Consider the following 23,810-nt stretch of genomic DNA (forward strand, 5'->3'; position numbering starts at 1 on the left):
AGGAGGCGATGCTCGACGTCCTGCGGTTCTGGCTGGACCTGGGCATCGACGGCTTCCGCCTCGACGCCGTGCCCTACCTGTTCGAGCAGGAGGGCTCCGACTGCGAGAACCTGCCGCGCACGCACGACTTCCTCAAGCGCTGCCGCAAGGTGATGGACGACGAGTACCCGGGCCGCGTGCTGCTGGCGGAGGCCAACATGTGGCCCGACGACGTCATCGACTACTTCGGCGACCCGACCGTGGGCGGCGACGAGTGCCACATGGCGTTCCACTTCCCGCTCATGCCGCGCATCTTCATGGCCGTGCGCCGCGAGTCGCGGTTCCCCGTCTCCGAGATCCTGGCCCGCACGCCGGAGATCCCGGCCGGCTGCCAGTGGGGCATCTTCCTGCGCAACCACGACGAGCTGACGCTCGAGATGGTCACCAACGAAGAGCGCGACTACATGTACGCCGAGTACGCGAAAGATCCCCGGATGAAGGCGAACATCGGCATCCGCCGGCGCCTGGCCCCGCTGCTGGAGAACGACCGCGACCAGCAGGAGCTGTTCACCGCGCTGCTGCTGTCGCTGCCGGGTTCGCCGGTGCTGTACTACGGCGACGAGATCGGCATGGGCGACAACATCTGGCTCGGCGACCGCGACGCGGTGCGGACGCCCATGCAGTGGACCCCGGACCGCAACGCCGGGTTCTCCACCGCCGACCCGGGCCGGCTCTACCTGCCGGTGATCATGGACCCGGTGTACGGCTACCAGGGGCTCAACGTCGAGGCGCAGGCGGAGAACCAGTCGTCGCTGCTCAACTGGACGCGCCGGATGCTGCGGGTGCGCGCGCTGAACCCGGTGTTCGCGCTCGGGGCGTTCCGGGAGCTGGGCGCCTTCAACCCGAGCGTGCTGGCCTACCTGCGCCTGCTGGTCGACGAGGACGGCGGGGAGACCGCCGTCGTGCTGTGCGTGAACAACCTCTCGCGCTTCGCGCAGCCCGTGGAGCTGGACCTGTGCGCGTACCGGGGCCGGACGCCGGTGGAGATGACCGGCGGCGCCCGGTTCCCGCGCGTCGGCGACCAGCCGTACTCGCTCACCCTGGCCGGTCACGGCTTCTACTGGCTGGAGCTGGAACCGGAGTTCGAGGCCGGGCCGGAGGAGGGCCGATGACGACGATGAACCCCGCCGCGTTCGCCGAGGCGCTGGGCGCCGCGCTGGTCGACTGGCTGCCGGGGCGCCGCTGGTTCGCGGGCGGCGGCCGGGGCGCGCCGGCCGTGGAGGTGGTGTCGCTGGCGCCCGTGGCGGGCAACGGCGTGCTCGCCGTCGTCGCGGTGCGGTTCGCCGACGGCGTCGAGCACTACCACCTGCCGCTGGCCCTGCGCCGGGACGCGCCGGCCGCGGAGGTGGTGACCCGGGTGGCCGGGATCGCCGTCACCGACGGCGCGGGCGACCCCGACCTGCCGTGCGCGCTGTTCGACGCCATCGCGCGCAACCACCGCGTCGCCGGCGTGTCGTTCCGGTCCGAGCCGCGCAGCGGCCTGGTGGCCGGGCGGGTGCGCGACAGCCGGGCGCTCGGGGTGGAGCAGTCCAACACCTCCGTGGTGCTGGGCGAGCGGTACGTCCTCAAGCTGTTCCGCCGCCTGACCCCCGGCCTCAACCCGGACCTGGAGGTGCACCGCGCCCTCGGCCGCCTGGGCAGCGAGCACGTCGTCCCGGTGCTCGGCGCGATCGAGGGCGAGCTGGACGGCGCCCGCACGACGCTCGGCGTGCTGCACCCGTTCCTCGGCCGCGCGGCCGAGGGCTGGGACCTGGCCACCACGTCCTCCGGGCCGTTCGCGGCCCGCGAGCTGGGCGAGGCGGTCGCGGTGGTGCACCGGCAGCTCGTCGCCGCGTTCGGCGCCGCCACCCTGGACGCGGGCGAGCTGAGCCGCGAGCTGCTGGCCCGCCTCGACGCGGCCGCCCCCGTGCTCGGCGGCCGGGGCGCGTGGGCGCGCGAGGTGTTCACCGCGGTCGCCGGGCTGCCGCCCGTGCCGGCGCAGCGGGTGCACGGCGACCTGCACCTGGGCCAGGTGCTGCGCGACGACGGCCGGTGGCTGCTGATCGACTTCGAGGGCGAGCCGTCCGCGCCGGTCGCGCGGCGGCGCGCCGTGCACTCGCCGCTGCGCGACGTCGCCGGGGTCCTGCGCTCCTTCGACTACACCGGTTCGCCGCTCGCCCCCGCGTGGGCGGCGGAGTTCCTGCGCGGGTACGCCGACGAGTCCGGCGTCGACCTGGAGGCGCACCGGGCCCTGCTCACGGCCTACGAGCTGGACAAGGCGGTGTACGAGGTGGTCTACGAGACCCGCAACCGGCCGGACCGGGTGCACGTCCCGCTGCGGGCGCTGCGCCGCCCCGAAGCCGCGTGACCGGCCGGTCCGGCTCAGCCGGGGCCGTGCAGCCAGGCGGTCAGCTCGCCGACCAGCCGGTGGACGTCCGCGGCGGCCGCGGTGGCCGCCGCGTAGCCGTCCGGCCGGACGAGCACCGCGTCCTCCCGGTCCTCGACCTGCTCCACCGAGATCGGCCTGCCCGCCACCGCGGACCGGGCCGCCGCCGCGGCCCCGGTGGGCACGAGCAGCGACCAGCCCAGCCGCGGGGCGGTCGCCGGGCGCGGCGGCACGCGGCGGCCCACCTCGCCGTAGCGGACGTCGAGCTGCGCCAGCCTCGTCGCGAGCCACCGGGTCAGGCGGGGCGCCGACCCGACCGAGCGCACCAGGTCGTCGCGCAGCTCGTGCGTCCCGGCGGTGACGGCGCGGGTCAGCTGCTCGCTGAACGCGAGCGCCGCCTCGGCGACCGGGCGGCGCTCGTCGTCGTAGGTGCGCAGCAACCCGGGCCCGGCCGTGCCGTCCAGCACGGCGGCCAGCTTCCAGGCCAGGTTCACCGCGTCCTGGATGCCCGAGTTCATGCCCTGCCCGCCCGCCGGGCTGTGCACGTGCGCGGCGTCGCCGGCCAGGAACACCGGGCCGCGGCCGAAGGTCTCCGCCAGCCGGTACGCCACCCGCCAGGTGGAGCTGACGTCGACCGCCCGCACCCGCGCGCCCGCCGGGCCCCTGGTGTCGAGCAGCCGTCGGACCGCGGCCAGGTCCGGCGCGGGCGCGTCCGGCGCGACGGGCGCGGCCAGGCGGAACCGCCCGTCCGGCAGCGGCGACACGAGCAGGGTGCCATCGGGGGACAAGAAGTAGGTGAAGGCGTCCGCCGTGCCCGACCAGTCCATGGCCACCTCGGCGAGCGCGAACGAGTGGGGGTCGGTGCGCCCGGTGAACGCGATGCCGGACCGCTCGCGCACCGCGCTGCGCAGGCCGTCGCAGCCGACCAGGTACCGGGCCCGCACCACGCGCACCGCGCCGGCGGGGTCGGCCACCACCGCCGTGACGCCGGTCTGGTGGTCGTGCACGTCGATCAGGGCGTGCCCCCGGCGCACCGAGCCGCCGAGCCGCCGCAGCCGGGCCTCGAGCACGTGCTCGGTGGTCTCCTGCGGCACGCACAGCGCGAACGGGTACGGGGTGCGCAGCTCGTGGAACGCGGCGGACAGCAGGACGCCGTCGCGGTTGCGCACGGTCGCGGTCGGCGCGGGCAGGCCGCGGTCGACCAGCTCGTCGGCCGCGCCGACCAGCGCCAGGGTCTCCAGCGTCCGGGCGTGCACGAGGGCCGCCCGGGAGTGCCGGGCCGGACCGTCCGCCTGGTCGACGACGAGGTGGTCTACGCCCAGCGACCGGAGCGCGCAGCCGAGCGTGAGCCCGGTGGGTCCGGCGCCGACCACGAGCACGTCGATGTGCGTGGGGAGCGTTTCGGGCATGGGTTCCTCGCAGGGGAAGGAGTGGGGGAGTTCAGACCATGGTGTGATCATCCCGAATTGGCAATGCACATCACACGAAGTAATTCCACCCATCTTCGCAGCCTCGGTGGTACTGCTGCTACCACCACCAATTCGCGCTGGACCGTTTCCGGCGGCCGGGACGAACCTGGTCCCAGCCAACCAAGAGAAGGTGACGGCCGTGCGCAACTCCACTCAAGTCGAGCGGGTCGTTTTTCGCAGTGGCGGTGATCTCCTGGTCGGGGACCTGCACCTGCCGGTCGGCGCGGAACCCGACGTCGCGGTGGTCGTGGCCGGGTCCTGGACGACGGTGAAGGAGCAGATGGCGGGCGGTTACGCCAAGGGGCTCGCCGAGCGCGGCATCGCGGCGCTGGCCTTCGACTTCCGCGGCTACGGCGAATCCAGCGGCGCGCCGAGGGATTTCGAGTGGCCGGAGCGCAAGGTCGAGGACGTGCGCGAGGCGGTCGGCGCGATCGCCGCGCACACCGGGGCCGACGCGGTCGGGCTGCTCGGCGTGTGCGCGGGCGCGGGGTACGCGGCGGTCGCGGCGGCCGGTGACGACCGGGTCGCGTCGCTGGCCCTGGTCGCGCCGTGGCTGCACGACGCGGGCCTGGTCGAGGCCGTGTACGGCGCGGACGGCGTGCGGGCCAGGATCCGCGCGGGCGAGGAGGCGGCGCGCGAGTACGAGCGCACCGGCCGGACCGCCTACGTGCCGGTGGTGAGCGAGACGGGCGAGGCCGCCGCGATGCACGGCCGGTGCGACTACTACGTGGACGCCGACCGCGGCGCGGTGCCGCAGTGGCCGAACCGGTTCGCGGTGATGGCGTGGCCGGGCTGGCTGCGGTTCGACCCGATCTCGTGCGCGGACCGGATCACCGCGCCCGTGCTGGTGGTGCACAGCGACGACGCGGCCATCCCGGAAGGCGCCCGGAAGTTCCGCGCGGGCCTGGCGGGCCCGTCCGAGCTGCGGTGGCTGACGGGCACCCAATACGACTTCTACGACCGGGACCCGGTGTTCACCGAGGCGTTGGACGCGGTGGCCGGCCACTTCCGCGGAGTGCCCTCGCGCATTCTGTGAAGTCCGCGCCCCGACTCAACGGAGTGCCCCGGGCGTTGCCGCCCAGACCTGCCGCGCGGCGCGCCCGTCGGCGACAGTTCCGACGGGGGAACCGGTTGTTCGGCGAGCATCGGGACAGGAGCCTGTGATGACCACCCAACAAACACGCCAAGTGGTGGAGAAGTACTTCACCGACCTGGAGAAGGGCGACCTCGCCTCGGCGCTGTCCGCGTTGTCGGAGGACGTCGAGTTCGAACTCCCGCTCGACGAGTGGAACAAGGTCATCCCGTACCTCGGGGTGCACCGCGGCGTCGCCGAGGTCACCCGGGCCTTCCAGGTCCGCGGCGAGACCACGGAGGTGCTCGACTACGGGATGCGGGACCTGCGCGTGGAGGGCGACACCGCGTTCGCCGTCATCTACACCAGGGGCGCGCACACCCGGACGCGCCGGGAGTTCGAGATCGAGGACTCGCACAAGCTCGTCGTCGCCAACGGCAAGATCGTCGCCTGGAAGGTCTACTTCGACCCCAACGGCGAGATCGCCGCCTTCAACGCCGACCGCGAGGACCGCCTCGTCGCCGCCGTGTGGGCGTCGGACCGCGCGCTGGTCGCCGAACTGCTCGACGCGGGCGCGCACGTGGACCACCGCGACCCGGCCAGCGGCCTGACCCCGCTGATGATCGCGGCCGGCCGGGCGGACGCGGAGGTGGTGGCGCTGCTGCTGGCTGCCGGCGCGGACGTGTTCACCGCCGACAGCGGCGCGGGCGCCACCGCGCTGCACAAGGCGTGCCAGGGCGGCAGCCTCGACGTGGTGCGCGCGCTGGTCGAGGCGGGCGCGTTCGTCGACGCCGTCGCGCCGACCACCGGCCACACGCCGCTGATGGACGCCCTGTGGTTCAAGTACCCGGACATCGCCGAGTACCTGCTCGACGCGGGCGCGGGCCTGAACCTGTCGACGCACTACGGGTTCACCCTCAAGGAGCACTTCGAGTACGAGCTGAACGTCAACACGCGCGGCAAGGACCGCCTGCTGCTGGCCGAGCAGCACCTCAAGGACCGCATGGCGAGCGACGACGCGCGCATCGAGGGCCACCGCCTGATGGCCGCGGTGACCGCGGGCGACGCCGAGGCCGTGCGCGCGCTGCTGGCCGAGGGCGTCGACGTGGACGAGGTGTACCCGATCGTCAACGGCTTCAACGACGGCCACACCGCCCTGCTGGTCGCCTCCCGCGACGGGCACACCGAGATCGCGCGGCTGCTGCTGGAGGCCGGCGCGGACGTCAACGCCACCGAGCCGACCTTCGGCGCCGTGCCGCTGCACAAGGCCGTCTACAACGGCCACGTCGCGCTCACCGCGCTGATCGCCGCGCACCCCGAGGTGGACCTGGACTTCCAGGGCGCGACCAACGGCTACACGCCGCTGCACGACGCGCTGTGGCACGGGTACGACGAGTGCGCCGCGATCCTGCTGGACGAGGGCGCCCGCCTGGACCTGCGCGGCCACGACGGCAAGACCCCGCTGGACCTGGCGACCGAGGTCTTCGGCGCCGAGCACGACCTGACCCGCAGGATCGCTGCCGCCGACCGGCAGGACGAGAGGTGACGACGTGTTGTTCTACGTGCAGATGAAGTGGAACCACGAGGGCCGGATCTCCCTGGACGACCTGTGGGAGATCGAGGCAGAGGAGGCCGAGCACGCGAAGGAGACCGTCGACTCGGGCTTCTGCGTGGGCATCTGGAAGGTGGCCGCGCAGAAGCGGGTGATCGCGATCATCGACTCGCCGGACGCCGAGGAGCTGGACCGCACGGCGCTGGGCCGCCTGCCCATGCGCGAGTACCTGGAGTTCGAGGAGGTCTGGCCGCTCCGGGACTACCTCGGGTTCGCCGACGACGTCCTCAAGAAGTACAAGGTCTGACGCCCTCCCGAGGAGATTCCCATGATCCACCAACTGATCTTCGCCTACCCCAAGCCGGGCATGACCGAGCAGGAGTTCCAGCGGTACTGGCTGGACGTGCACGCGGTGCAGTACGCGAGCAAGATCCCGCAGATCAAGAAGTACCTGATCGACACCAGGGTCTCCCGCGGTCCCGGCGAGGAGGAGCCGAAGTGGAGCGGCGTCGCGGAGATCTGGCTGGAGAACGAGCAGGAGCAGCTCGCGTCGCTGCAGACCGACGAGTTCCTGCTGGGCGCGCGGCTGGACGAGCCCAAGTGGGCCGCGTTCTGGCGGACGCTGGTGCTCGACACCGACGCGCACGTGCTGCGCGAGGGCTCCGAGGACGCGGACGGCGTCAAGCTCATCGTCCTGGTCAAGCGCAAGGAGGGCCTGCCGCTGGCGGAGTTCCGCGAGCGCAGCCTCGGCAAGTACGCCGACCTGGTGCTGGAGGTGCCCGGTGTGCGGCGCTACCTCCAGGGCCACACCAGGGACGGCGCCTACGGCATCGGTGAGGCCGTGCTCGACGCCGCGCACCAGCTGTGGTTCGACGACCTGGACGCGCTGGACGCGGCCCTGGACTCGCCGGAGTTCGCGCGCGCCCAGGAGCACCTGGAGTCCCTGGTGGAGACCCGCTACGTCCACCGCATGGTGGTCCGGGAGCACTGGGTGATCGGCCCGCGCCCCCGCTAGGCCGTCGCCGGTGCCCGCACGCGCCCCCACCGGCGTGCGGGCACCCGCCTGTCAGGAGGAAGCCGTGCTGTTCCAGGACTTCCGGGTGTTCACCGGGGAGCGGGTGCTCCACGGGGTCGACGTGCTGGTGTCGTCGGGGCGCGTCGTCGCGGTCGGCCACGGCCTGGCCGTTCCCGGTCCGGCGGTCCCCGGCGCGCGGGGGAGGCCCGTCGTCCGCGGCGCGGGCCGCACGCTGCTGCCCGGGTTGATCGACGCCCACGTGCACGTCCTGCCCGGCGCGTCCCGGCAGGCGGTCCGGTTCGGGGTGACGACCCAGCTCGACATGTTCGCCGAGCCCCACGTGCTGCGGGTCGAGCGCGCGGCCGGCCCGGACGCGGCGGACCTCCGCTCGGCCGGGATCGGGGCCACCGCGCCCGGCGGCCACCCCGGCCAGTACCCGAGGTTCTCGGCCTTCCCCACGGTGTCGGACGCGCGCTCGGCCGACGCGTTCGTGGCCGCGCGGGTCGCGGAGGGGTCGGACTACCTGAAGGTGTTCGCGTCGTCCGCGCCCGGCGAGCCCGGGTTGCCGACCCTGTCGCCCGCGGTGGTGGCCGCGCTGGTGACCGCCGCGCACGACCGCGGCCTGCGGGTGGTGGTGCACGCCACCGACCAGGAGGCGGCGCTGGTGGCGGTGCGGACGGGCGCGGACGGCCTGGCGCACCTGCCCTTCGACCGCCCGCCGTGCCCGGCGTTCGTCGCCGCGCTGGCCCCGGTGTTCGTGGTGCCGACGCTGACCGCGGCGGAGTCGTTCTGCCAGGTGCCCCACGTGGTCGACCTGCGGGTGGCCGCGCGCCTGGACGCGGACGCCCTGGCGAACCTGGCGGACCGGATGGAGCCCCGACCCGCGCCGCACTACCGGCCCGAGCACGCCTGCCGGGCGGTCCGGCCGCTGCGCGACGCGGGGGTGGCGCTGCTGGCGGGCACCGACGCCGGCGTGCCCGGCACCGCCTACGGGGCCAGCCTGCACCGCGAGCTGGAGCTGCTGGTGGAGGCGGGGCTGACGCCGGTCGAGGCCCTGGCCGCGGCGACGTCGGCGCCGGCGCGGTGCTTCGGCCTGCGCGACCGGGGTCGGATCGCGCCGGGGCTGCGCGCGGACCTGGTCGTGGTGGCCGGCGACCCGACCCGCCGGATCACCGACTCCGCGGCCGTGGCGGCGGTGTACCGCGGGGGCCGGCTGGTCGGCGGCGACGCGTGACCAGCCGGCGGGGGACCGCGCTCAGCAGACCGCGCGGTAGTGGTGGATCAGCGCCACGGCCATGGCGCCCTCGCCCACCCCGGCGGCGATGCGCTTGATCGAGTGCGACCGCACGTCGCCCGCCGCGAACACGCCCGGCATGCTGGTCTCCAGCAGCAGCGGTTCGCGCGGCTGCTCCCACCGCACCGGCGCGTTCCGGTCCAGGAGCAGGTCCGGGCCGGTGAGCACGAAGCCCTTGTCGTCGCGCAGCACCGACCGCGACAGCCAGTCGGTGCGGGGGCGGGCGCCGATGTAGGTGAACACGTACTCGGCGGCCTCGGTCGTGCGCCTGCCGGTGCGCAGGTCCTCCAGCGTGATCTGCTCCAGCCGGTCCGCGCCGTCGGCCGCGACGAGCCGGGTGCCGGTGTGCACGTGGATGTTCGGCGCCCGCTCGATCTCGCGCACGAGGTAGTGCGACATGCCCGCGTCCAGGCAGTCGGCCCGGACGACCATCCGCACCGACGCCGCGTGCTCGGCGAAGTGCAGCGCCGCCTGCCCGGCCGAGTTCGCCCCGCCGATGATCCACACGTGCTGGTCGGCGCACGACGTGGTCTCCGAGGACGTCGCGCCGTAGTAGATGCCGGCGCCCTCGAAGCGCTCCGCGCCCTGCGCGTCCAGGCGGTGGTAGGCCAGGCCGGTGGCCAGCAGCACCGTGCCGCCGCTGATCTCGCTGCCGTCCGACAGGGCGATCACGCGACCCCGGCCCGCCGCCCGCAGGGACACCGCGCTGACCGGCGCCATGACCTCGGCGCCGAACCGCCGCGCCTGCGCGACCGCGCGCCGGGTCAGCTCGGCGCCGGTCACCCCGGCGGGGAAGCCCAGGTAGTTCTCGATCCGGCTGGACGTGCCCGCCTGTCCGCCGGGCACGTAGGCCTCCAGCAGGAGCGTCGACAGGCCCTCCGACGCGCTGTAGACGGCGGCGGCCAGGCCCGCCGGCCCGCCGCCCACGATCACCACGTCGTAGTGCGGTCGCCGGGACTCCACGCCCAGCCCCAGCACCTCCACCAGGTCTGCGTGCGACGGCCGGTCGAGCCGGGTGCCGTCAGGCAGCAGCACGGCGGGCAGCCGGCCCAGGTCCAGGCCCGCCAGCTCCGGGCCCGCGTCGCGCTCCACGTCGACGAACCGGAACGGCTGGTGCAGCCGGGTGAGGAAGTCGCGGACCTGGTGGGTGGCCGGCGCGAAGCGGTGGCCGACGACCCGGATCCCGCCGTACGGGGGCTCGTAGGACCGCTGCCACCCGTCCAGCAGGTCGTCGAGCACCGGGTAGAGGCGCTCCTCCGGCGGTTCCCACGGCTTGACCAGGTAGTGGTCGAGGCGCACGCGGTTGATCGCGTCGATCGCCACGCCGGTGTCGGCGTACGCGGTGAGCAGCACGCGCCGCGCCGACGGGAACCGCGACAGCGACCGGTCGAGGAACTCGATGCCGGACATCTCCGGCATCCGCTGGTCGACCAGCAGCAGCGCGGGCTCCTCGTTGCGCTCCCGCAGGACGTCCAGCACGCGCAGGCCCTCGACCGGGGACTGCGAGGCCAGCACCCGGTACCGGTCCTGGTAGGCGCGGGTGAGATCGCGGCGGACGGCCCGCAGCACGTGCGGGTCGTCGTCTACGGCGAGCAGCGTCGGACGAGGTTGTTCTGGCATCGCTTCTCCGAACTGTCGACGCGCGCGGCCCCCGCGACGGACGAGGTGAGGACCCGAGTGTCCCCCCGCGCAGGGGCCCGGCGTGACGCCGAGCTAACGGAGTGCCCGCGTTTGCCGGGTACCGCGCATTCCCCGCGCCGACCACTTGACGAAGTCGACGGTCCGACCCGCCGACTTCCTCAAGTCAACGTCCGGGGAGCCGGTTGCCTTGTTCGGCCCTGCCCGCGTTGCTTGACTCGACCCGGCAAGCCCGGAATGTGGCCACCTGCTATTTCTCCGTTCAGGACACCGGCGCAGGAGAAACCATGTCCAAGAATATCCTGATCATTCTCTCGGAACACGGGTACTGGGGCGAGGAACTGCTCGGCCCCGTCGTGGCGTGCGACGAGCGCGGCTACCGCACCGTGTTCGCGACCCCGACGGGCAAGCGGCCCCAGGCCCTCCCGCCGAGCCTCGACCCCGGCTACATCGACCCGCCGCTCGGCCGGTCGGTCACCACGCCGGAGGTCGCGGTCGCCGCGGGCGAGCTGGACCGGTCCTCCCGCCTGGACAACCCCGTCTCGCTGGCGGAGTGGATCCCGGACCGGCCCTACTTCAGCGAGCCGGACCACCTCCGCAGGATCGAGGCCTACTACCGCGAGCTGGGCGCCCTGGACCGGGACGTCGAGCAGTACGACGCGCTCGTCATCGTCGGCGGCAGCGGCCCGATCGTCGACCTGGCCAACAACGGGCGGCTGCACGAGCTGATCCTCGCGTTCGTCCGGGCCGACAAGCCGATCGTGGCCGAGTGCTACGGCGTGGCCTGCCTCGCGTTCGCCCGCGACTGGGAGGACCGCGAGAGCATCATCCTCGGCAAGCACGTCACCGGGCACTGCAAGGAGTACGACTACAAGGACGGCACCGGGTTCATCGGCACCGACTTCAACATGGGGCCGCCGCCGTACCCGCTGGAGTACATCCTCCAGGACGCCACCGGCCCGCAGGGCCGCTACCACGGCAACGTGGGCCGCGAGACGTCCGTCCTGGTCGACTACCCGTTCATCACCGCGCGGTCGACGCCCGACTCGTTCCTGGCCGGTCAGAAAATGGTCGAGGTCCTGGAGAGCGGTCTGCGCAAGTACGGCTGGTGAAGACCATTCCGAACGGGACGTGAGGGGAATTGAAGATGACCGCGAGGCCGGGAAAGGTCGCGATCTTCGAACAGTTCGCGGCCGACGGGATCACCAAGATGTTCGGCAATCCGGGCACGGTGGAGCAGGGTTTTCTCGACGTGGTGGACCAGCTGCCCGGCTTCGAGTACGTGCTCGCGCTCCAGGAGACCGTCGCCATCGCCATGGCGGACGGCTACGCGCGGGCGACCGCCGGGCCGGCGCTGGTGCAGTTGCACACCGGCGTCGGCCTGGGCAACGGCATCGGGATGCTCTACCAGGCCAAGCGCGGCCACTCCCCGCTCGTGGTCGTCGCGGGCGAGGCCGGCGTCCGGTACGACGCGATGGACGCGCAGATGGCGTCCGACCTGGTCGCCATGGCGCGCCCGGTCACCAAGCACGCGACCAGGGTCACCCACCCCGGCTCGCTGCTGCGGGTGCTGCGGCGGGCGGTGAAGATCGCCATGACCGAGCCGCGCGGCCCGGTGTTCGTCGCGCTCCCGATGGACGTGCTGGACGCCGACACCACCGAACCCGCCGTGCCCAGCACGATACCCAGCCGGGCCGTCCTGCCGGTGCCCGCGGAACTGGACCGCGCGGCCGACGCCCTGCTCGGCGCCGAGCGCCCCGTCGTGCTGATGGGCGACGGCGTCTCGGTGTCGGGCGCGCAGGCCGAGCTGGCCGCGGTGGCCGAGCAGCTGGGCGCCCCGGTGTGGGGCGTGGACAACTCCGAGCTGAACATGGACGCCGCGCACCCGCTGTACCGGGGGCAGATCGGCCACATGTTCGGCGCGTCGAGCGCCCGCGCGGTGGCCGACGCGGACGCGGTGCTGATCGTCGGCACCTACGTCTTCCCCGAGGTGTTCCCGCTGCTGGAGAGCCCGTTCCGGGAGGGCGCGCGCATCGTCCACGTCGACCTGGACGACTACGAGATCGCGAAGAACTTCCCGGTCGACGTGGCCCTGGTGGCCGATCCGAAGCCGACCCTCGCGGCGTTGTCCGAGCGGCTGACCGCCGCCGGCAGGGCGCCGAGCGGGACCGCCGTCCACTGGGAGCCCACCGAGCCGAACCGCGACGCGCCGCTGGCGGAGCTGTTCGCCGCGGAGCTGGCCCGGCAGGCCCCGGCGGACCTGGTCGTGTTCGACGAGGCGCTGACCGCGTCCCCGTCGTTGCTCAAGCACCTGCCACCGCGGGTGCCGGGGAACTACTTCCTCACCAGGGGCGGCTCGCTCGGCATCGGCATCCCCGGCGCCATCGGCGCCAAGATGGCCAGGCCCGGCGCCGAGGTCGTCGGGTTCACCGGCGACGGCGGCAGCATGTACACGATCCAGGCGCTGTGGACGGCGGCGCGCCACGACCTGGCGGCCAGGTTCGTCATCTGCAACAACCACCGCTACGGCCTGCTCGACCAGAACATCGAGCAGTACTGGGGCGAACGCGGCATCGAGCACCACGACTTCCCCGGCTCGTTCGACCTCTCCCGGCCGGAGATCGGCTTCGTCGAGCTGGCGAAGAGCCTCGGCGTGGACGCCGTCCGGGTCGAGAAGGCGTCACAGGTGGAGGACGCGGTGCGCCGCATGCTCAACCACAACGGTCCTTTCCTGGTCGACCTGCTCACCGGCTGAGCCGAGGAGAACCCATGACCGACATCGTCATCCGGGACGGCGGGCGGCTCGCCGGCCGGACCATCGCGATCCTCATGGAGAGCGACTACGTGGAACCCGAGCTGCACTACTACGAGCGCAGGTTCGCCGAGGAGGGCGCGACGACCGTGTTCCTCACCCGGTTGTGGGGGCAGTCCTCCATCACCTTCACCGGTCACGAGTTCGGGCTCCCGTTCACCGTGGACGGTGACCTGGAGGCGGTGGACGACGACCGGCTGCGGTCCTTCGACGCGCTGATCGTGCCGTCCGGCATGGTGTCGGACCGGTTGCGCTACAGCGAGGACGTCAACGAGCTGCCGCCCGCGGTGGACCTGCTCCGGCGGGCGTTCGACGCGCCGTCCGTGCTCAAGGGGATCATCTGCCACGGCATGTGGCTGGTGTCCCCGATCCCCGAGGTGGTCCGCGGCCGCCGGGTGACCTGCCACAACAACCTGGTCGGCGACATCCGCAACATGGGCGCCCGCTACACCGACCAGCACGTGGTGGTCGACGGCGACCTCGTCACGGGCCGCAGCGCGAGCCACTGCCACCTGTTCGCCCGCACCATCATCGACCTGGTCGCCGCCCGCCACGCGCGGGGCGGGTCGCGCCGGTGGTGGGCCGCCGAGCAATTCGCACCCGTAGGAGCGCGGTATGCGTGACAGCGAGTTCACCTTCTCCGACCTGGTCGCCGGCTACGTGACGGCGCACGACCGCGAGCGGTCGCTGGTCGACCTGCGCACCAGCGACGGGCGCGAGCTGCGGGTGACGCTGACGGAGACGACCTCCGCCGAGTTCCTCCGCAACCTCGGCGACCCCTACCTCGACGCGTCCGCGCACGTGGACGACCTTATGGAGCCGGGCCGGTACCTGTACGCCCACGGCATCTTCTACCCCGAGGGCGACCGGACCTTCGTGGCCAAGCGGCTGCTGTTCCCGGGCCGCGGCGCGGGCGACTACAACTTCGAGCGGCCCGACTGGTGGGCGCGCCAGCTCCGCGAGCTGGCCCGGTTCTACCGCCGCGCCCAGTTCGGCGCCAAGGCGCCGGTCGACTACGCGGACTACCGCACGGTGCTGCGGCTGGGCGGCGACAAGGCCGACCACCACGTGCAGGAGACCGACACGATCTCCCGCCTGGTCTACGGCATGGCGTCGGCCTACATGTTCACCGGCGAGGAGGACTTCCTCGGCGTCGCCGAGCGCGGCACCGAGTACCTGCGCGACCACGTGCGGTTCGTCGACCGGGACGAGGACGTCGTCTACTGGTACCACGGCATCGACATCCGCGGCGGCGCCGAGTCGAAGCTCTTCACCTCCGAGTTCGGCGACGACTACGACGCCATCCCGATGTACGAGCAGATCTACGCGCTGGCCGGCCCGACGCAGACCTACCGGATCACCGGCGACCCGCGGATCGCCGACGACGTCGAGGGCACGCTGAGGCTGTTCCGGAAGTTCTTCCACGACCGCGAGCGGGGCGGCTACTTCTCCCACGTCGACCCGATCCTGCTCAGCCCGGACCACGAGTCGCTGGGCGTGAACAGGTCGCGGAAGAACTGGAACTCGATCGGCGACCACGCGCCCGCGTACCTGTTCAACCTGTACCTGGCCACCGGCGACAAGCGGCACGCCGACATGCTGGAGGAGACGTTCGACCTGATCGTCGAGCACTTCCCGGAGGAGGGCAGCCCGTTCGTCCAGGAGCGGTTCCACGCCGACTGGTCACCGGACCGGACGTGGCGCTGGCAGCAGGACGCGGCGGTCGTCGGGCACAACCTCAAGATCGCCTGGAACCTGATGCGGATGAACGCGATCCGCCCCAAGGCGTCCTACGTGGAGCTGGCCGAGAAGCTGGGCCGGACCATGCCGGACGTGGGCAGCGACCAGTGGCGCGGCGGCTGGTACGACGTGGTCGAGCGCACGCTGCGCGAGGGCTCGCGGTCGCACCGGTTCGTGTGGCACGACCGCAAGGCGTGGTGGCAGCAGGAGCAGGCGATCCTGGCCTACCTGGTCCTGGCCGGCAACACCGGCGACGCCGACTTCACCCGGCACGCCAGGGAGGCGGCGTCGTTCTACAACGCCTTCTTCCTCGACCACGACGAGGGCGGCGTGTACTTCAACGTGCTCGCCGACGGCACCCCGTACCTGCTCGGCACCGAACGGCTCAAGGGCAGCCACTCGATGAGCATGTACCACGCCTCCGAGCTGTGCTTCCTGGCCACGGTCTACGGCCGGCTGCTGTTGCGGTCCGAGCCGCTCACCCTGTGGTTCCGGCCGCGGCCGGACGGCTTCCCCGACCGGGTGCTGCGGGTCGCGCCGGACGCCCTGCCCCCCGGCCGGGTGCGGCTCGACCGGGTGGAGGTCGACGACCGGCCCCACGCGGACTTCGACCCGGTCGCGATGACCGTGAACCTGCCTGACGCAACCGGCGACGTGGTGGTGCGCGCGCACCTGTCGCCCGTGGAGGACTGACCGCGCGGACCGTTGACAGGGGAGCTGACATGCGGGTGGACAAGTACGTGCGCGGTGCCGTCACCGTCATCGCGTTGAACGGGGAACTGGACAGCCGCACGGCGCCCGAGGTCCAGCAGAGCCTGGCCGACCTGCTGCCGTCCGACGGCACGGTGCTGCTGGACCTGAGCGGCATGTCGTACATGTCGAGCGCGGGGCTGCGCGTCCTCCTGCTGGTCCACCGCAAGGCGAAGGAGGAGGACGTGGAGGTGGTGCTGTCCTGCGTGCCGCCGGACGTGCGCGCGGTGATGTCGGCGACCGGGTTCCTCGCCTTCTTCACCGTCACCGATTCCGTGGACGAGGGACTGGAGGCGCTGGCCGGATGAGCACCGTGCTGCCCGAGCGGATCGACGCCTACCCGACGCACCGGATCGCGGACCACGCGGTGCGCGCCGGCCGGCTCCTGCCCTTCGGCGCCACCCCGGTGCCGGGCGGGATCAACTTCTCGGTGTACTCGAACAACGCCACGGCGATGACGCTGGTCCTGTTCCGGCGGGGCGAGCGGGAGCCGGTGGCGGAGCTGCCGATACCGGAGTGCTTCCGGATCGGCGGCGTGTACGCCATCACCGTGCTCGGGCTCGACCCCGAGACCACCCAGTACGGCTACCGCGCCGACGGGCCCTTCCGGCCGGAGGAGGGGCACCGGTTCGATCCGAGCCGGGTCCTGCTCGACCCGTACGCGCGGGTCCTGGAGGGCCAGCACACCTGGGGCCTGCCGGTGGACCACGAGGACCGGTACTTCCGCCGGTGCGGCATCGTGCCCGACGACTTCGACTGGGAGGGCGACCGGCCGCTGAACCGGCCGGAGCAGGACGTGGTCGTCTACGAGGCGCACGTGCGCGGGTTCACCCGGCACGACTCGTCCGGGGTGGACCACCCCGGCACGTTCGCCGGCCTGGTGCAGAAGATCCCGTACCTGGTGGAGCTGGGCGTCAACTGCGTCGAGCTGATGCCGGTGTTCGAGTTCGACGAGATGGACAACGCCAGGGTCGACCCGACGACCGGCGAGCGGCTGCACAACTACTGGGGCTACAGCACCGTCGGGTTCTTCGCGCCGAAGGCCTCGTACGCGGCCACCGGCCGGCACGGGATGCAGGTCGACGAGTTCAAGAACCTCGTCAAGCAGCTGCACCGGGCGGGCATCGAGGTCGTGCTCGACGTGGTGTTCAACCACACCGCGGAGGGCAACGAGCTGGGGCCGACGATGTCCTTCCGCGGCCTGGACAACCGCGTCTACTACATGCTCACGCCGGACGGCCACTACTACAACTTCAGCGGCACCGGCAACACGGTCAACTGCAACCACCCGGTGGTGCGGGGCTTCGTGCTCGACTGCCTGCGCTACTGGGCGTCGGAGTTCCACGTCGACGGGTTCCGGTTCGACCTGGCCTCGATCCTCGGCCGGGCCCAGGACGGGCGGTCGCTGAGCGACCCGCCGCTCGTCGAGTCGCTCGCGAGCGACCCCGTGCTGCGCGACTGCAAGCTGATCGCCGAGGCCTGGGACGCGGGCGGGCTCTACCAGGTGGGCAGCTTCCCGGACTACTGCCGGTTCGCCGAGTGGAACGGCCGCTACCGCGACACGGTGCGCCGGTTCCTGCGCGGCGACCTGGGGGTCACCGGTGACCTGGCGACCCGCCTGGTCGGCTCGCCGGACCTCTACCAGCGGCGCGGCCCGGTGGCGTCGGTCAACTTCGTGACCGCGCACGACGGTTTCACGCTGCACGACCTGGTGTCGTACAACGAGAAGCACAACGACGGCAACGGCGAGGGCAACCGGGACGGCGACAACGCCAACCACTCGTGGAACTGCGGCGCGGAGGGCCCGACCGACGACCCGGAAATCCTGGCGCTGCGCGGCAAGCAGCAGCGCAACGCGTTGCTGCTGCTGCTGACCAGCCTCGGCGTGCCGATGATCGTCGCCGGCGACGAGGTCGGCCGGACGCAGCGGGGCAACAACAACGCCTACTGCCACGACGACGAGGTGTCGTGGTTCGACTGGCGCCTGGTGGAGCGCAACCGCGACATGCTGCGGTTCACCCGCAACGCGATCGCGTTCCGCGCCGCCCACCCGGCGCTGCGGCGGCGCACGCACCCGATCGGCCACATGGGGGACGGGTTGTTCCCGGACGTGAGCTGGCACGGCGCGCACGCCTGGACGCCGGAGTGGTCGGGCTACAACAGGCTGATCGCCGTCATGCACTACACCCGCGACGAGGGCGTGGACGACTGCGTGTACGTCGCGGCCAACGCGCACTGGGAGCCCTGCGACCTGGAGCTGCCGGAGCTGCCCGCCCACCTGGCGTGGCACCTGTTCGCCGACACCTCGGCGCCGTACCCGCACGACTCCCGCGAACCGGGCGACGAACCGCGACTGACCGATCAGTCGTCCTACCGGATCGCACCGCGCAGCGTCCTGGTGCTGGCCGCCGGCGGCTGCGCGTCGACCCACAGAGGTGAGGACCGATGAACTTCCAAGCCAAGGCGCACACCGACGACGGCGTGGTCACCGTTCGGCTGACGGGGGACCTGGACTCCCGCTCGGCCCCGATCCTCAACGACCTGATCACCGAGGTCACCGCGAACCCGGTCCGGCGCCTGGTGCTGCTCCTGGACGAGCTGGCCTACCTGTCGTCCGCGGGGCTGCGGTGCCTGGTGTTCGCGCACCAGAAGCTGGGCCGCGGGGTGGACATCGTCCTGGTCGGCACCCGGCCGGAGGTGGCCGAGACGATCCGGATGACCGGCTTCGACCGCAGCGTGGTCATGCAGGACCCCGTGGAGACGTGATGGTCGCGCGGCGGCTCGAACTGAGGGACGGGCGGCACGCCGGGGAGGAGCTGGCCGAGTTCGTCCGCTCGCTGGCCCGACAGGGCGGCCTCCAGCCGCAGCAGGTCTACCGGCTGCGGCTCGCCGCGGACGAGATCACCACGAACATCGCGCAGCACGGCTACCGGGGAGGCGGGGGAGCCGTGGAGATAGAGGGAGGGGTGGAGGAGGACGGCGTCTGGTTGCGCATCGAGGACACCGCCCCGCCGTTCGACCCCCGCGCGCACGACCCGGGACCGCGCCTGGCCACCCCTCCCGAGGAGGGGCCGGAGGGCGGTCTCGGGTTGTTCCTCGCGCTGCGGGGGCTCGACCACTTCACCTACGACTACGTCGGCGGCCGCAACCTCAACACGCTCGTCGTGCGGCGGTCGACCAGGGGAGGGACGGATGACCGCGACCACGGTGCTGGTGATCTCTGACCGGGAGCTGCCGGCGGCCGAGCTGGACGGGCTGTTCGCCACGGGCGAGTTCGAGCCGCTGCACCGCGGCGCGAGCGAGGTGATGAGCCACCCCGCCCACGCCCTGGGAGCCGAGGTCGTGCTGGTGTCGGCGTCGCTGGGCCTCCAGCGGGTCGCGCTGATCAGCCAGCGCCTGGCCGACGCGTGCCCGGCCGCGCCCACGGTGCTGGTCTTCCCGCAGGGCGACCTGGCCGCGCTGGAGGCGTGCGTGCTCGGCGGGTTCGACTACGTCATGGCCCCGTACCAGCCCGCGCTGCTGCGCAGCCGGATGTCGTCGTGCCGGGAGCGCAAGCGCTTGGCGCGGGCGGTCGAGGAGATGGCCGCCGCGGCGAGCCTGCGCGAGTACGAGCAGGACCTCGACATAGCCCGCGAGATCCAGGCGGGCTTCCTGCCCGAGGCGCTGCCGTCGCCGAGGGGCTGGGACATCTCCGCCCGCACCAAGCCCGCCCGCCAGGTCGGCGGCGACTTCTACGACGCCTTCGAGCTGGTGAACGGCCGGCGGGTGGGGTTCGTCGTGGCCGACGTGTGCGACAAGGGCGTGGGGGCGGCGCTGTTCATGGCCCTGATCCGGACGCTGCTGCGGCACACCGCCGAGCACACCGGCGGCTGGGACTCGCACGACCTCGAACCGGGCGCCGGCGCGGTGCCGGCCGGTGCGGCGCTGACGCCCCTGCTGTCGCTGGGCGCGGGCCCGCTGGTGCAGGCGGTGGTCGGCACGAACCGCTACCTGGCGCGCAACCACCTGCGCCAGGGGTACTTCGCCACGCTGTTCTTCGGCGTGCTCGACCCCGTGTCCGGCGCCCTGCTCTACATCAACGGCGGCCACAACCCGCCGGTCCTGGCGCGGGCGGGCGGCGGGCACGTCCTGCTCCAGCCGACCGGTCCCGCGGTGGGGATGCTGGCGGACAGCGGGTACCTGCTGCACCACGTCAACCTGGACCCGGGCGACTCGCTGCTGGTCTACACCGACGGGGTGGTGGAGGCCCGGGACACCGCCGGCGCGCAGTTCGGGATGGCGGAGCTGGTCCGCATCGCGTGCGGGTCGGCGCCCTCGGCCGCAGGCCTGCTGGACCGGGTGGACTCGGGGCTGCACGAGCACATCGGGGCCGCGGAGCAGTTCGACGACATCACCATGCTGGCCCTGCGCCGGGAGGCGCCCACCGGCACCCGGTGACGGCCGCGCGGATCCGCCGGGGCGGCGACGGCACGTGGGGGACCACGCCGACGCCGCCCCGTCGCGTCGCCCCCTGGTCGCCCTGTCGCCTTGCCCTCCGAGTCGCGGCCTGGGCGTAAAAAAGCGGCTCACCTCCCCCGCGAGGTGAGCCGCGTCGTCGTGGTGCGTCAGCCGACGGTGGCCAACGCGGCGCGCGCGTGCAGTTCTTCCGCCAAGTGCCTCAGCGACCCCGCCCCCAGCAGCAGCCTCGGCGGCACGGCGATGGACAGCTGGTCCTCCACGATCGACCTCAGCTGCATGGCCAGCAGCGAGTCCAGCCCCAGCGACGTGGCGGTGCGGTCGAGGTCGACGTCGTCGGTGTGCAGCAGCCCGGCCACCTGTTCCCGGACGTAGCACTCGAAGTCGGCGACCGTCCGCAGCTCCGGGACCGGCGCCCCCGCGCGGCAGTCCTCCAGGGCGGTGCGGCGCGGCCGCGTGAACCAGAACGAGCGGTGCTGGAACGGGTACGCGGGCACGGGGACGTAGCGGCCACCGGCGTGGACCCTGGCCCAGTCCACCGACCCGCCCTCGACGTGCACGGCACCCAGGCCCGCCAGCATCGACTCCAGCTGGGGCCGCCCGCGGCGCGTCGAGGCCACGGCGGCGCCCCGACCGCCGGCCCGCTCGACGCAGTCCTCCACGGCGGGCGCCAGCACCGGGTGCGGGCTGATCTCCACGAACACGACCGGACCCGTCGCGGCGATCGACTCGACGGCCGAGGCGAACCGGACCGGCAGCCGGAGGTTGTCCATCCAGTAGTCCGCGCCCAGCCGCGACCCGTCCACCACCCGGTCCAGCACGGTGGAGTGCAGCGGCACGGACCCGGAGGTCGGGCGCAGGTCGGACAGGCCCGCCAGCAGCCACGGCCGCACCGGCTCGACCTGCGGCGCGTGCGAGGCGAACTCCACGTCGACGCGCCGGCAGGGCACCCCCAGCGACCGCAGCGACTCGGTCACCTCGACCACCGCGTCGTGGTCGCCGGACAGCACGGTGGCGTGCTCGCTGTTGACCACGCCGACGCACAGGCGGTCCTCGTAGGGCGCCAGCGCCCGGGCGGCCTCCCGCTCGCCCACCTGCACGGCGACCATCGCGCCCGGCCGGCAGTGCTCGGCGATCAGCGCGCTGCGCCGGCAGATCACCGCGGCCCCGTCGGCCACCGACAGCGCGCCGGACACGGTCGCCGCGGCGACCTCGCCCATGCTGTGCCCGAGCACCACGTCCGGTTCGACGCCCCAGTCCCGCCACACCGCCGCCAGCGCGACCTGAACGGCCCACAGCACGGGCTGGACCTCGCGCACCGCCGTCAGCGGCGCGTCGTCGTGCAGCCGGTCGACCACCGACCAGCCGGTCTCGGCGCGCACCGCCGCGTCGCACTCCCGCAGCCGCGCCGCGAAGACCTCGCTCTCGACCAGCAGCTCCCGGCCCATGCCGACCCACTGCGAGCCCTGGCCGGGGAACACGAACACGATCTTCGGCGCGGTCTGCGAGCCGGTCCTCGACAGCGGCTTGAGGGAACCGTCGGCGTAGGCGCGCAACCGCCGCGCGATGCTCAGCCGGTCCGGTCCCGCCACGGCGAGCCGGTGCTCGTGGTGGGTCCGCCTGGTGCCGGCGCTGAAGCACACGTCGAGCAGGTCGTCGCCCTCCGCCAGCCGGTCGGCGTACGCGCCGGCGAGCTGCCGCAGCGCCACGGGGCAGCGGGCCGACAGCGGCAGCAGGTAGGCGGACGGCGGGCGCACCGGATCGGGTTCCCGAACCGGTGGGGCCTCGCCGACGACGACGTGCACGTTGGTGCCGGAAAGCCCGAACGAGCTGACGCCCGCGATCGCGGGGCCGTGCCGTTCGGGCCACGGTGTCGCTGTGGGCGGTAACTCGACCGAGGCGCGGTCACCGCCGTCCGCGGGGCCGTGCAGCGTCGGCGGCACCGTGCGGTGCTCCACCGCCAGCACGGTCTTGACCAAGCCGACGAGCCCGGCGGCGGCTTCGGTGTGCCCGACGTTGGTCTTCACCGACCCGACCGGGCACCGGCGGCCCGCGGGCCTGCCCTCGCCGAGGACCCGGTCCAGGACGGCCAGCTCCACCTGGTCGCCCGACGTGGTCCCGGTGCCGTGCGCCTCCACGTAGTCGACGTCCGCCGGGCGGACGCCGGCGTTGCGGTACGCCCGGCGGACGGTGTCCTCCTGGCCCGCCTCGGAGGGTGTGGTGATGGAGGCGCTGGTGCGGCCGTTGTTGCCCGCCGCGCTGCCCAGCACCACCGCGCGGACGCGGTCGCCGTCGGCGAGCGCGGCGGCCAGCGGCTTGAGCACCACGGCCGCGGCCCCCTCGCCGCGCCCGTAGCCGTTCGCGGCCGGGCTGCCGAACTTGCTCCGCCCGTCCGGCGACAGCACCCGGCCGCGGGTGAGCGAGTCCCAGTAGCCGCCGTCGAGCAGGGTGTTCGCCCCGGCGACGATGGCCAGGTCGGTCTCGCCGGAGCGCAGGCCCTGGCAGGCGAGGTGCACGGCGAGCAGCGAGGTCGAGCAGGTGGCGTCGAGCGCCATGCTCGGGCCGCGCAGGTCCAGCAGCCGGGAGATCCGGCCCGCGGCCGTGCCGTGCAGGCCCGAGCCGATCAGGCCGTGCATGTCGTTGGCGCCGTGCGCGCGCAGCAGGTCCCAGTAGGCGGTGCCCAGGCACGCGGCGTAGACGCCGGTGTTCGACGCGGCGAGCGAGGGCGCGGACAGGCCGGCGTCGTCCAGCGCGGTCCACGTGGTCTCGGTGAGCATCCGGTGCTGCGGGTCCATCCGGTTGGCCTCGCGCGGCGAGATGTCGAAGAACGCCGCGTCGAACCCCGCCACGTCGTCCAGGTAGCCGCCGGTGCTGTCCCTGGTGTGCGTCCTCGACGCGCCGGGGCTCCCCACGCGGTCCTCCCCACCGACGAGCAGGTCCCAGAAGCGGTCGGCGTTCGGGGCCCCGGGTAGCCGGCAGGACAGGCCGATGATCGCGATCGGCTGGTCACCGTGGCGGTCTGCGGAGGGTATTCCCATGGAACTCTCCCGTTCTCTAGGTAGGCGGAAACCCGGTGCCCGACCCGGGGGGAGGTCGGGCACCGGACGGTGGCGCGGTCTAGGAGGCGAGTTCGACGGCGGGGGCCGGGATCGGCATCGGGTGGCCCACCAGCTCGGTCAGGGTGACGGCGACGTGCCACGCGTTGTCGCGCTTGCCGCCGTGGAAGTCGCTCGCGACGGCGGTGGCCTCGCTGAGCCGGCCCGCGAGCAGGAGGGCGTCGATCAGGCACGCGGTGAGGTAGGGCTCCATCCACGGCACGTCGTCGCGCTGGGCCCGCACCGCGATCAGGGCGCGGCGCAGGTGCGAGACGGCGATCGCGGGTGAGCCGACCGCGAGTTCGACCGCACCGCGGGCGGCCCTGGTGAACAGCGCCGCCTCGTGGTCGCTGCCGCCCCGGTCCAGCGCGTCGAGCGAGGCGAACGCCTCGGCGGGCGAGCCGGTCACGGCCAGCTGCCACGCCCGCATCGCGAGCAGGTGCCTGCGCCGCTGGAGGTTCGCGCCACCGGCCTGCCGGAGCAGCTCGCAGGCTTCGTCGGGGCGGCCCAGGCC

At 73.2% G+C, this 23,810-nt stretch carries 20 protein-coding genes; 16 read left to right on the forward strand and 4 right to left on the reverse strand.

Features of this window, described 5'->3' with window-relative positions; genetic code table 11:
• A partial coding sequence (locus ACFV4N_RS22470; RefSeq protein ID WP_499674527.1) for an alpha-amylase family glycosyl hydrolase occupies positions 1-1,151 on the forward strand: 1,151 nt, incomplete at its 5' end.
• A complete protein-coding gene (locus ACFV4N_RS22475; protein ID WP_499674528.1) occupies positions 1,148-2,386 on the forward strand; it encodes a maltokinase N-terminal cap-like domain-containing protein in 1,239 nt (412 codons plus the stop codon). The genes ACFV4N_RS22470 and ACFV4N_RS22475, both read left to right, overlap by 4 nt.
• Positions 2,387-2,400: 14 nt before the next feature.
• Here the strand turns inward: ACFV4N_RS22475 and ACFV4N_RS22480 are convergent, their stop codons facing one another.
• Positions 2,401-3,813, reverse strand: coding sequence for an FAD-dependent monooxygenase (locus ACFV4N_RS22480; protein ID WP_499674529.1), 1,413 nt, complete (start codon positions 3,811-3,813; stop codon positions 2,401-2,403).
• A gap of 199 nt (positions 3,814-4,012) precedes the next feature.
• Between ACFV4N_RS22480 and ACFV4N_RS22485 the strand changes: the two genes are divergently transcribed.
• The 5 genes from ACFV4N_RS22485 to ACFV4N_RS22505 all read left to right on the forward strand — a co-directional run bounded on the left by ACFV4N_RS22485 (position 4,013) and on the right by ACFV4N_RS22505 (position 8,746).
• Positions 4,013-4,909: an alpha/beta hydrolase gene (locus ACFV4N_RS22485; RefSeq protein WP_499674530.1), complete on the forward strand. Its 897-nt coding sequence runs from the start codon at positions 4,013-4,015 to the stop codon at positions 4,907-4,909.
• A gap of 127 nt (positions 4,910-5,036) precedes the next feature.
• Positions 5,037-6,491, forward strand: coding sequence for an ankyrin repeat domain-containing protein (locus ACFV4N_RS22490; RefSeq protein WP_499674531.1), 1,455 nt, complete (start codon positions 5,037-5,039; stop codon positions 6,489-6,491).
• Positions 6,492-6,495: 4 nt separating this feature from the next.
• On the forward strand, positions 6,496-6,804 hold the full coding sequence (locus ACFV4N_RS22495; RefSeq protein WP_499674532.1) for a muconolactone Delta-isomerase family protein: 309 nt from the start codon (positions 6,496-6,498) through the stop codon (positions 6,802-6,804).
• Positions 6,805-6,825: 21 nt separating this feature from the next.
• A complete protein-coding gene (locus ACFV4N_RS22500; RefSeq protein ID WP_499674533.1) occupies positions 6,826-7,512 on the forward strand; it encodes an EthD domain-containing protein in 687 nt (228 codons plus the stop codon).
• 64 nt (positions 7,513-7,576) lie between these two features.
• A complete protein-coding gene (locus ACFV4N_RS22505; protein WP_499674534.1) occupies positions 7,577-8,746 on the forward strand; it encodes an amidohydrolase family protein in 1,170 nt (389 codons plus the stop codon).
• A 21-nt stretch (positions 8,747-8,767) separates the two neighbouring features.
• On the opposite strand, the gene ACFV4N_RS22510 is transcribed toward ACFV4N_RS22505, so the two are convergent.
• Positions 8,768-10,426, reverse strand: coding sequence for an NAD(P)/FAD-dependent oxidoreductase (locus ACFV4N_RS22510; protein WP_499674535.1), 1,659 nt, complete (start codon positions 10,424-10,426; stop codon positions 8,768-8,770).
• Positions 10,427-10,731: 305 nt separating this feature from the next.
• Here ACFV4N_RS22510 and ACFV4N_RS22515 point away from each other — a divergent pair, with 305 nt between their 5' ends.
• Genes ACFV4N_RS22515 through ACFV4N_RS22555 form a run of 9 tightly spaced genes read left to right on the forward strand, consistent with a single transcriptional unit; the run spans position 10,732 to position 20,183 of the window.
• Positions 10,732-11,556, forward strand: a complete 825-nt coding sequence (locus tag ACFV4N_RS22515) for a type 1 glutamine amidotransferase domain-containing protein (RefSeq protein WP_499674536.1) — start codon at positions 10,732-10,734, stop codon at positions 11,554-11,556.
• 35 nt (positions 11,557-11,591) lie between these two features.
• Complete coding sequence (locus tag ACFV4N_RS22520) at positions 11,592-13,199, forward strand: thiamine pyrophosphate-binding protein (protein ID WP_499674537.1); 1,608 nt, start codon at positions 11,592-11,594, stop codon at positions 13,197-13,199.
• Positions 13,200-13,213: 14 nt separating this feature from the next.
• Positions 13,214-13,879 (forward strand): DJ-1/PfpI family protein, encoded by a 666-nt coding sequence (locus ACFV4N_RS22525; RefSeq protein WP_499674538.1) that lies wholly within the window; start codon positions 13,214-13,216, stop codon positions 13,877-13,879.
• Positions 13,872-15,689, forward strand: coding sequence for an AGE family epimerase/isomerase (locus tag ACFV4N_RS22530; RefSeq protein WP_499674539.1), 1,818 nt, complete (start codon positions 13,872-13,874; stop codon positions 15,687-15,689). Before ACFV4N_RS22525 ends, ACFV4N_RS22530 begins: the two co-directional genes overlap by 8 nt.
• A gap of 29 nt (positions 15,690-15,718) precedes the next feature.
• The gene (locus ACFV4N_RS22535) at positions 15,719-16,054 is read left to right on the forward strand and encodes an STAS domain-containing protein (protein WP_499674540.1); all 336 of its coding nucleotides are present in this window, start codon (positions 15,719-15,721) and stop codon (positions 16,052-16,054) included.
• Positions 16,051-18,195, forward strand: coding sequence for a glycogen debranching protein GlgX (glgX, locus tag ACFV4N_RS22540; RefSeq protein WP_499674541.1), 2,145 nt, complete (start codon positions 16,051-16,053; stop codon positions 18,193-18,195). Before ACFV4N_RS22535 ends, glgX begins: the two co-directional genes overlap by 4 nt.
• The gene (locus ACFV4N_RS22545; protein ID WP_499674542.1) at positions 18,192-18,512 is read left to right on the forward strand and encodes an anti-sigma factor antagonist; all 321 of its coding nucleotides are present in this window, start codon (positions 18,192-18,194) and stop codon (positions 18,510-18,512) included. The genes glgX and ACFV4N_RS22545 overlap by 4 nt, the downstream gene beginning before the upstream one ends.
• Positions 18,512-18,970, forward strand: coding sequence for an ATP-binding protein (locus ACFV4N_RS22550; RefSeq protein WP_499674543.1), 459 nt, complete (start codon positions 18,512-18,514; stop codon positions 18,968-18,970). The genes ACFV4N_RS22545 and ACFV4N_RS22550 overlap by 1 nt, the downstream gene beginning before the upstream one ends.
• A complete protein-coding gene (locus ACFV4N_RS22555; RefSeq protein WP_499674544.1) occupies positions 18,939-20,183 on the forward strand; it encodes a PP2C family protein-serine/threonine phosphatase in 1,245 nt (414 codons plus the stop codon). Before ACFV4N_RS22550 ends, ACFV4N_RS22555 begins: the two co-directional genes overlap by 32 nt.
• A 167-nt stretch (positions 20,184-20,350) precedes the next feature.
• On the opposite strand, the gene ACFV4N_RS22560 is transcribed toward ACFV4N_RS22555, so the two are convergent.
• The gene (locus ACFV4N_RS22560; protein ID WP_499674545.1) at positions 20,351-23,239 is read right to left on the reverse strand and encodes a type I polyketide synthase; all 2,889 of its coding nucleotides are present in this window, start codon (positions 23,237-23,239) and stop codon (positions 20,351-20,353) included.
• A gap of 79 nt (positions 23,240-23,318) precedes the next feature.
• A partial coding sequence (locus ACFV4N_RS22565; protein WP_499674546.1) for a hypothetical protein occupies positions 23,319-23,810 on the reverse strand: 492 nt, incomplete at its 5' end.

It is taken from the genome of Actinosynnema sp. NPDC059797, from assembly GCF_042732085.1.
Taxonomy (GTDB): Bacteria; Actinomycetota; Actinomycetes; order Mycobacteriales; family Pseudonocardiaceae; genus Actinosynnema.

Excerpts from the sequence above, each read along its gene's own strand:
- ACFV4N_RS22515 (WP_499674536.1), top strand. The coding sequence starts at position 10,732 with ATGTCCAAGAATATCCTGATCATTCTCTCGGAACACGGGTACTGGGGC.
- ACFV4N_RS22525 (WP_499674538.1), top strand. The coding sequence starts at position 13,214 with ATGACCGACATCGTCATCCGGGACGGCGGGCGGCTCGCCGGCCGGACC.
- ACFV4N_RS22550 (WP_499674543.1), top strand. The coding sequence starts at position 18,512 with ATGGTCGCGCGGCGGCTCGAACTGAGGGACGGGCGGCACGCCGGGGAG.
- ACFV4N_RS22490 (WP_499674531.1), top strand. The coding sequence starts at position 5,037 with ATGACCACCCAACAAACACGCCAAGTGGTGGAGAAGTACTTCACCGAC.
- ACFV4N_RS22480 (WP_499674529.1), bottom strand. The coding sequence starts at position 3,813 with ATGCCCGAAACGCTCCCCACGCACATCGACGTGCTCGTGGTCGGCGCC.
- ACFV4N_RS22545 (WP_499674542.1), top strand. The coding sequence starts at position 18,192 with ATGAACTTCCAAGCCAAGGCGCACACCGACGACGGCGTGGTCACCGTT.
- ACFV4N_RS22535 (WP_499674540.1), top strand. The coding sequence starts at position 15,719 with ATGCGGGTGGACAAGTACGTGCGCGGTGCCGTCACCGTCATCGCGTTG.
- ACFV4N_RS22500 (WP_499674533.1), top strand. The coding sequence starts at position 6,826 with ATGATCCACCAACTGATCTTCGCCTACCCCAAGCCGGGCATGACCGAG.
- ACFV4N_RS22560 (WP_499674545.1), bottom strand. The coding sequence starts at position 23,239 with ATGGGAATACCCTCCGCAGACCGCCACGGTGACCAGCCGATCGCGATC.
- ACFV4N_RS22475 (WP_499674528.1), top strand. The coding sequence starts at position 1,148 with ATGACGACGATGAACCCCGCCGCGTTCGCCGAGGCGCTGGGCGCCGCG.
- glgX (WP_499674541.1), top strand. The coding sequence starts at position 16,051 with ATGAGCACCGTGCTGCCCGAGCGGATCGACGCCTACCCGACGCACCGG.
- ACFV4N_RS22555 (WP_499674544.1), top strand. The coding sequence starts at position 18,939 with ATGACCGCGACCACGGTGCTGGTGATCTCTGACCGGGAGCTGCCGGCG.
- ACFV4N_RS22530 (WP_499674539.1), top strand. The coding sequence starts at position 13,872 with ATGCGTGACAGCGAGTTCACCTTCTCCGACCTGGTCGCCGGCTACGTG.
- ACFV4N_RS22520 (WP_499674537.1), top strand. The coding sequence starts at position 11,592 with ATGACCGCGAGGCCGGGAAAGGTCGCGATCTTCGAACAGTTCGCGGCC.
- ACFV4N_RS22510 (WP_499674535.1), bottom strand. The coding sequence starts at position 10,426 with ATGCCAGAACAACCTCGTCCGACGCTGCTCGCCGTAGACGACGACCCG.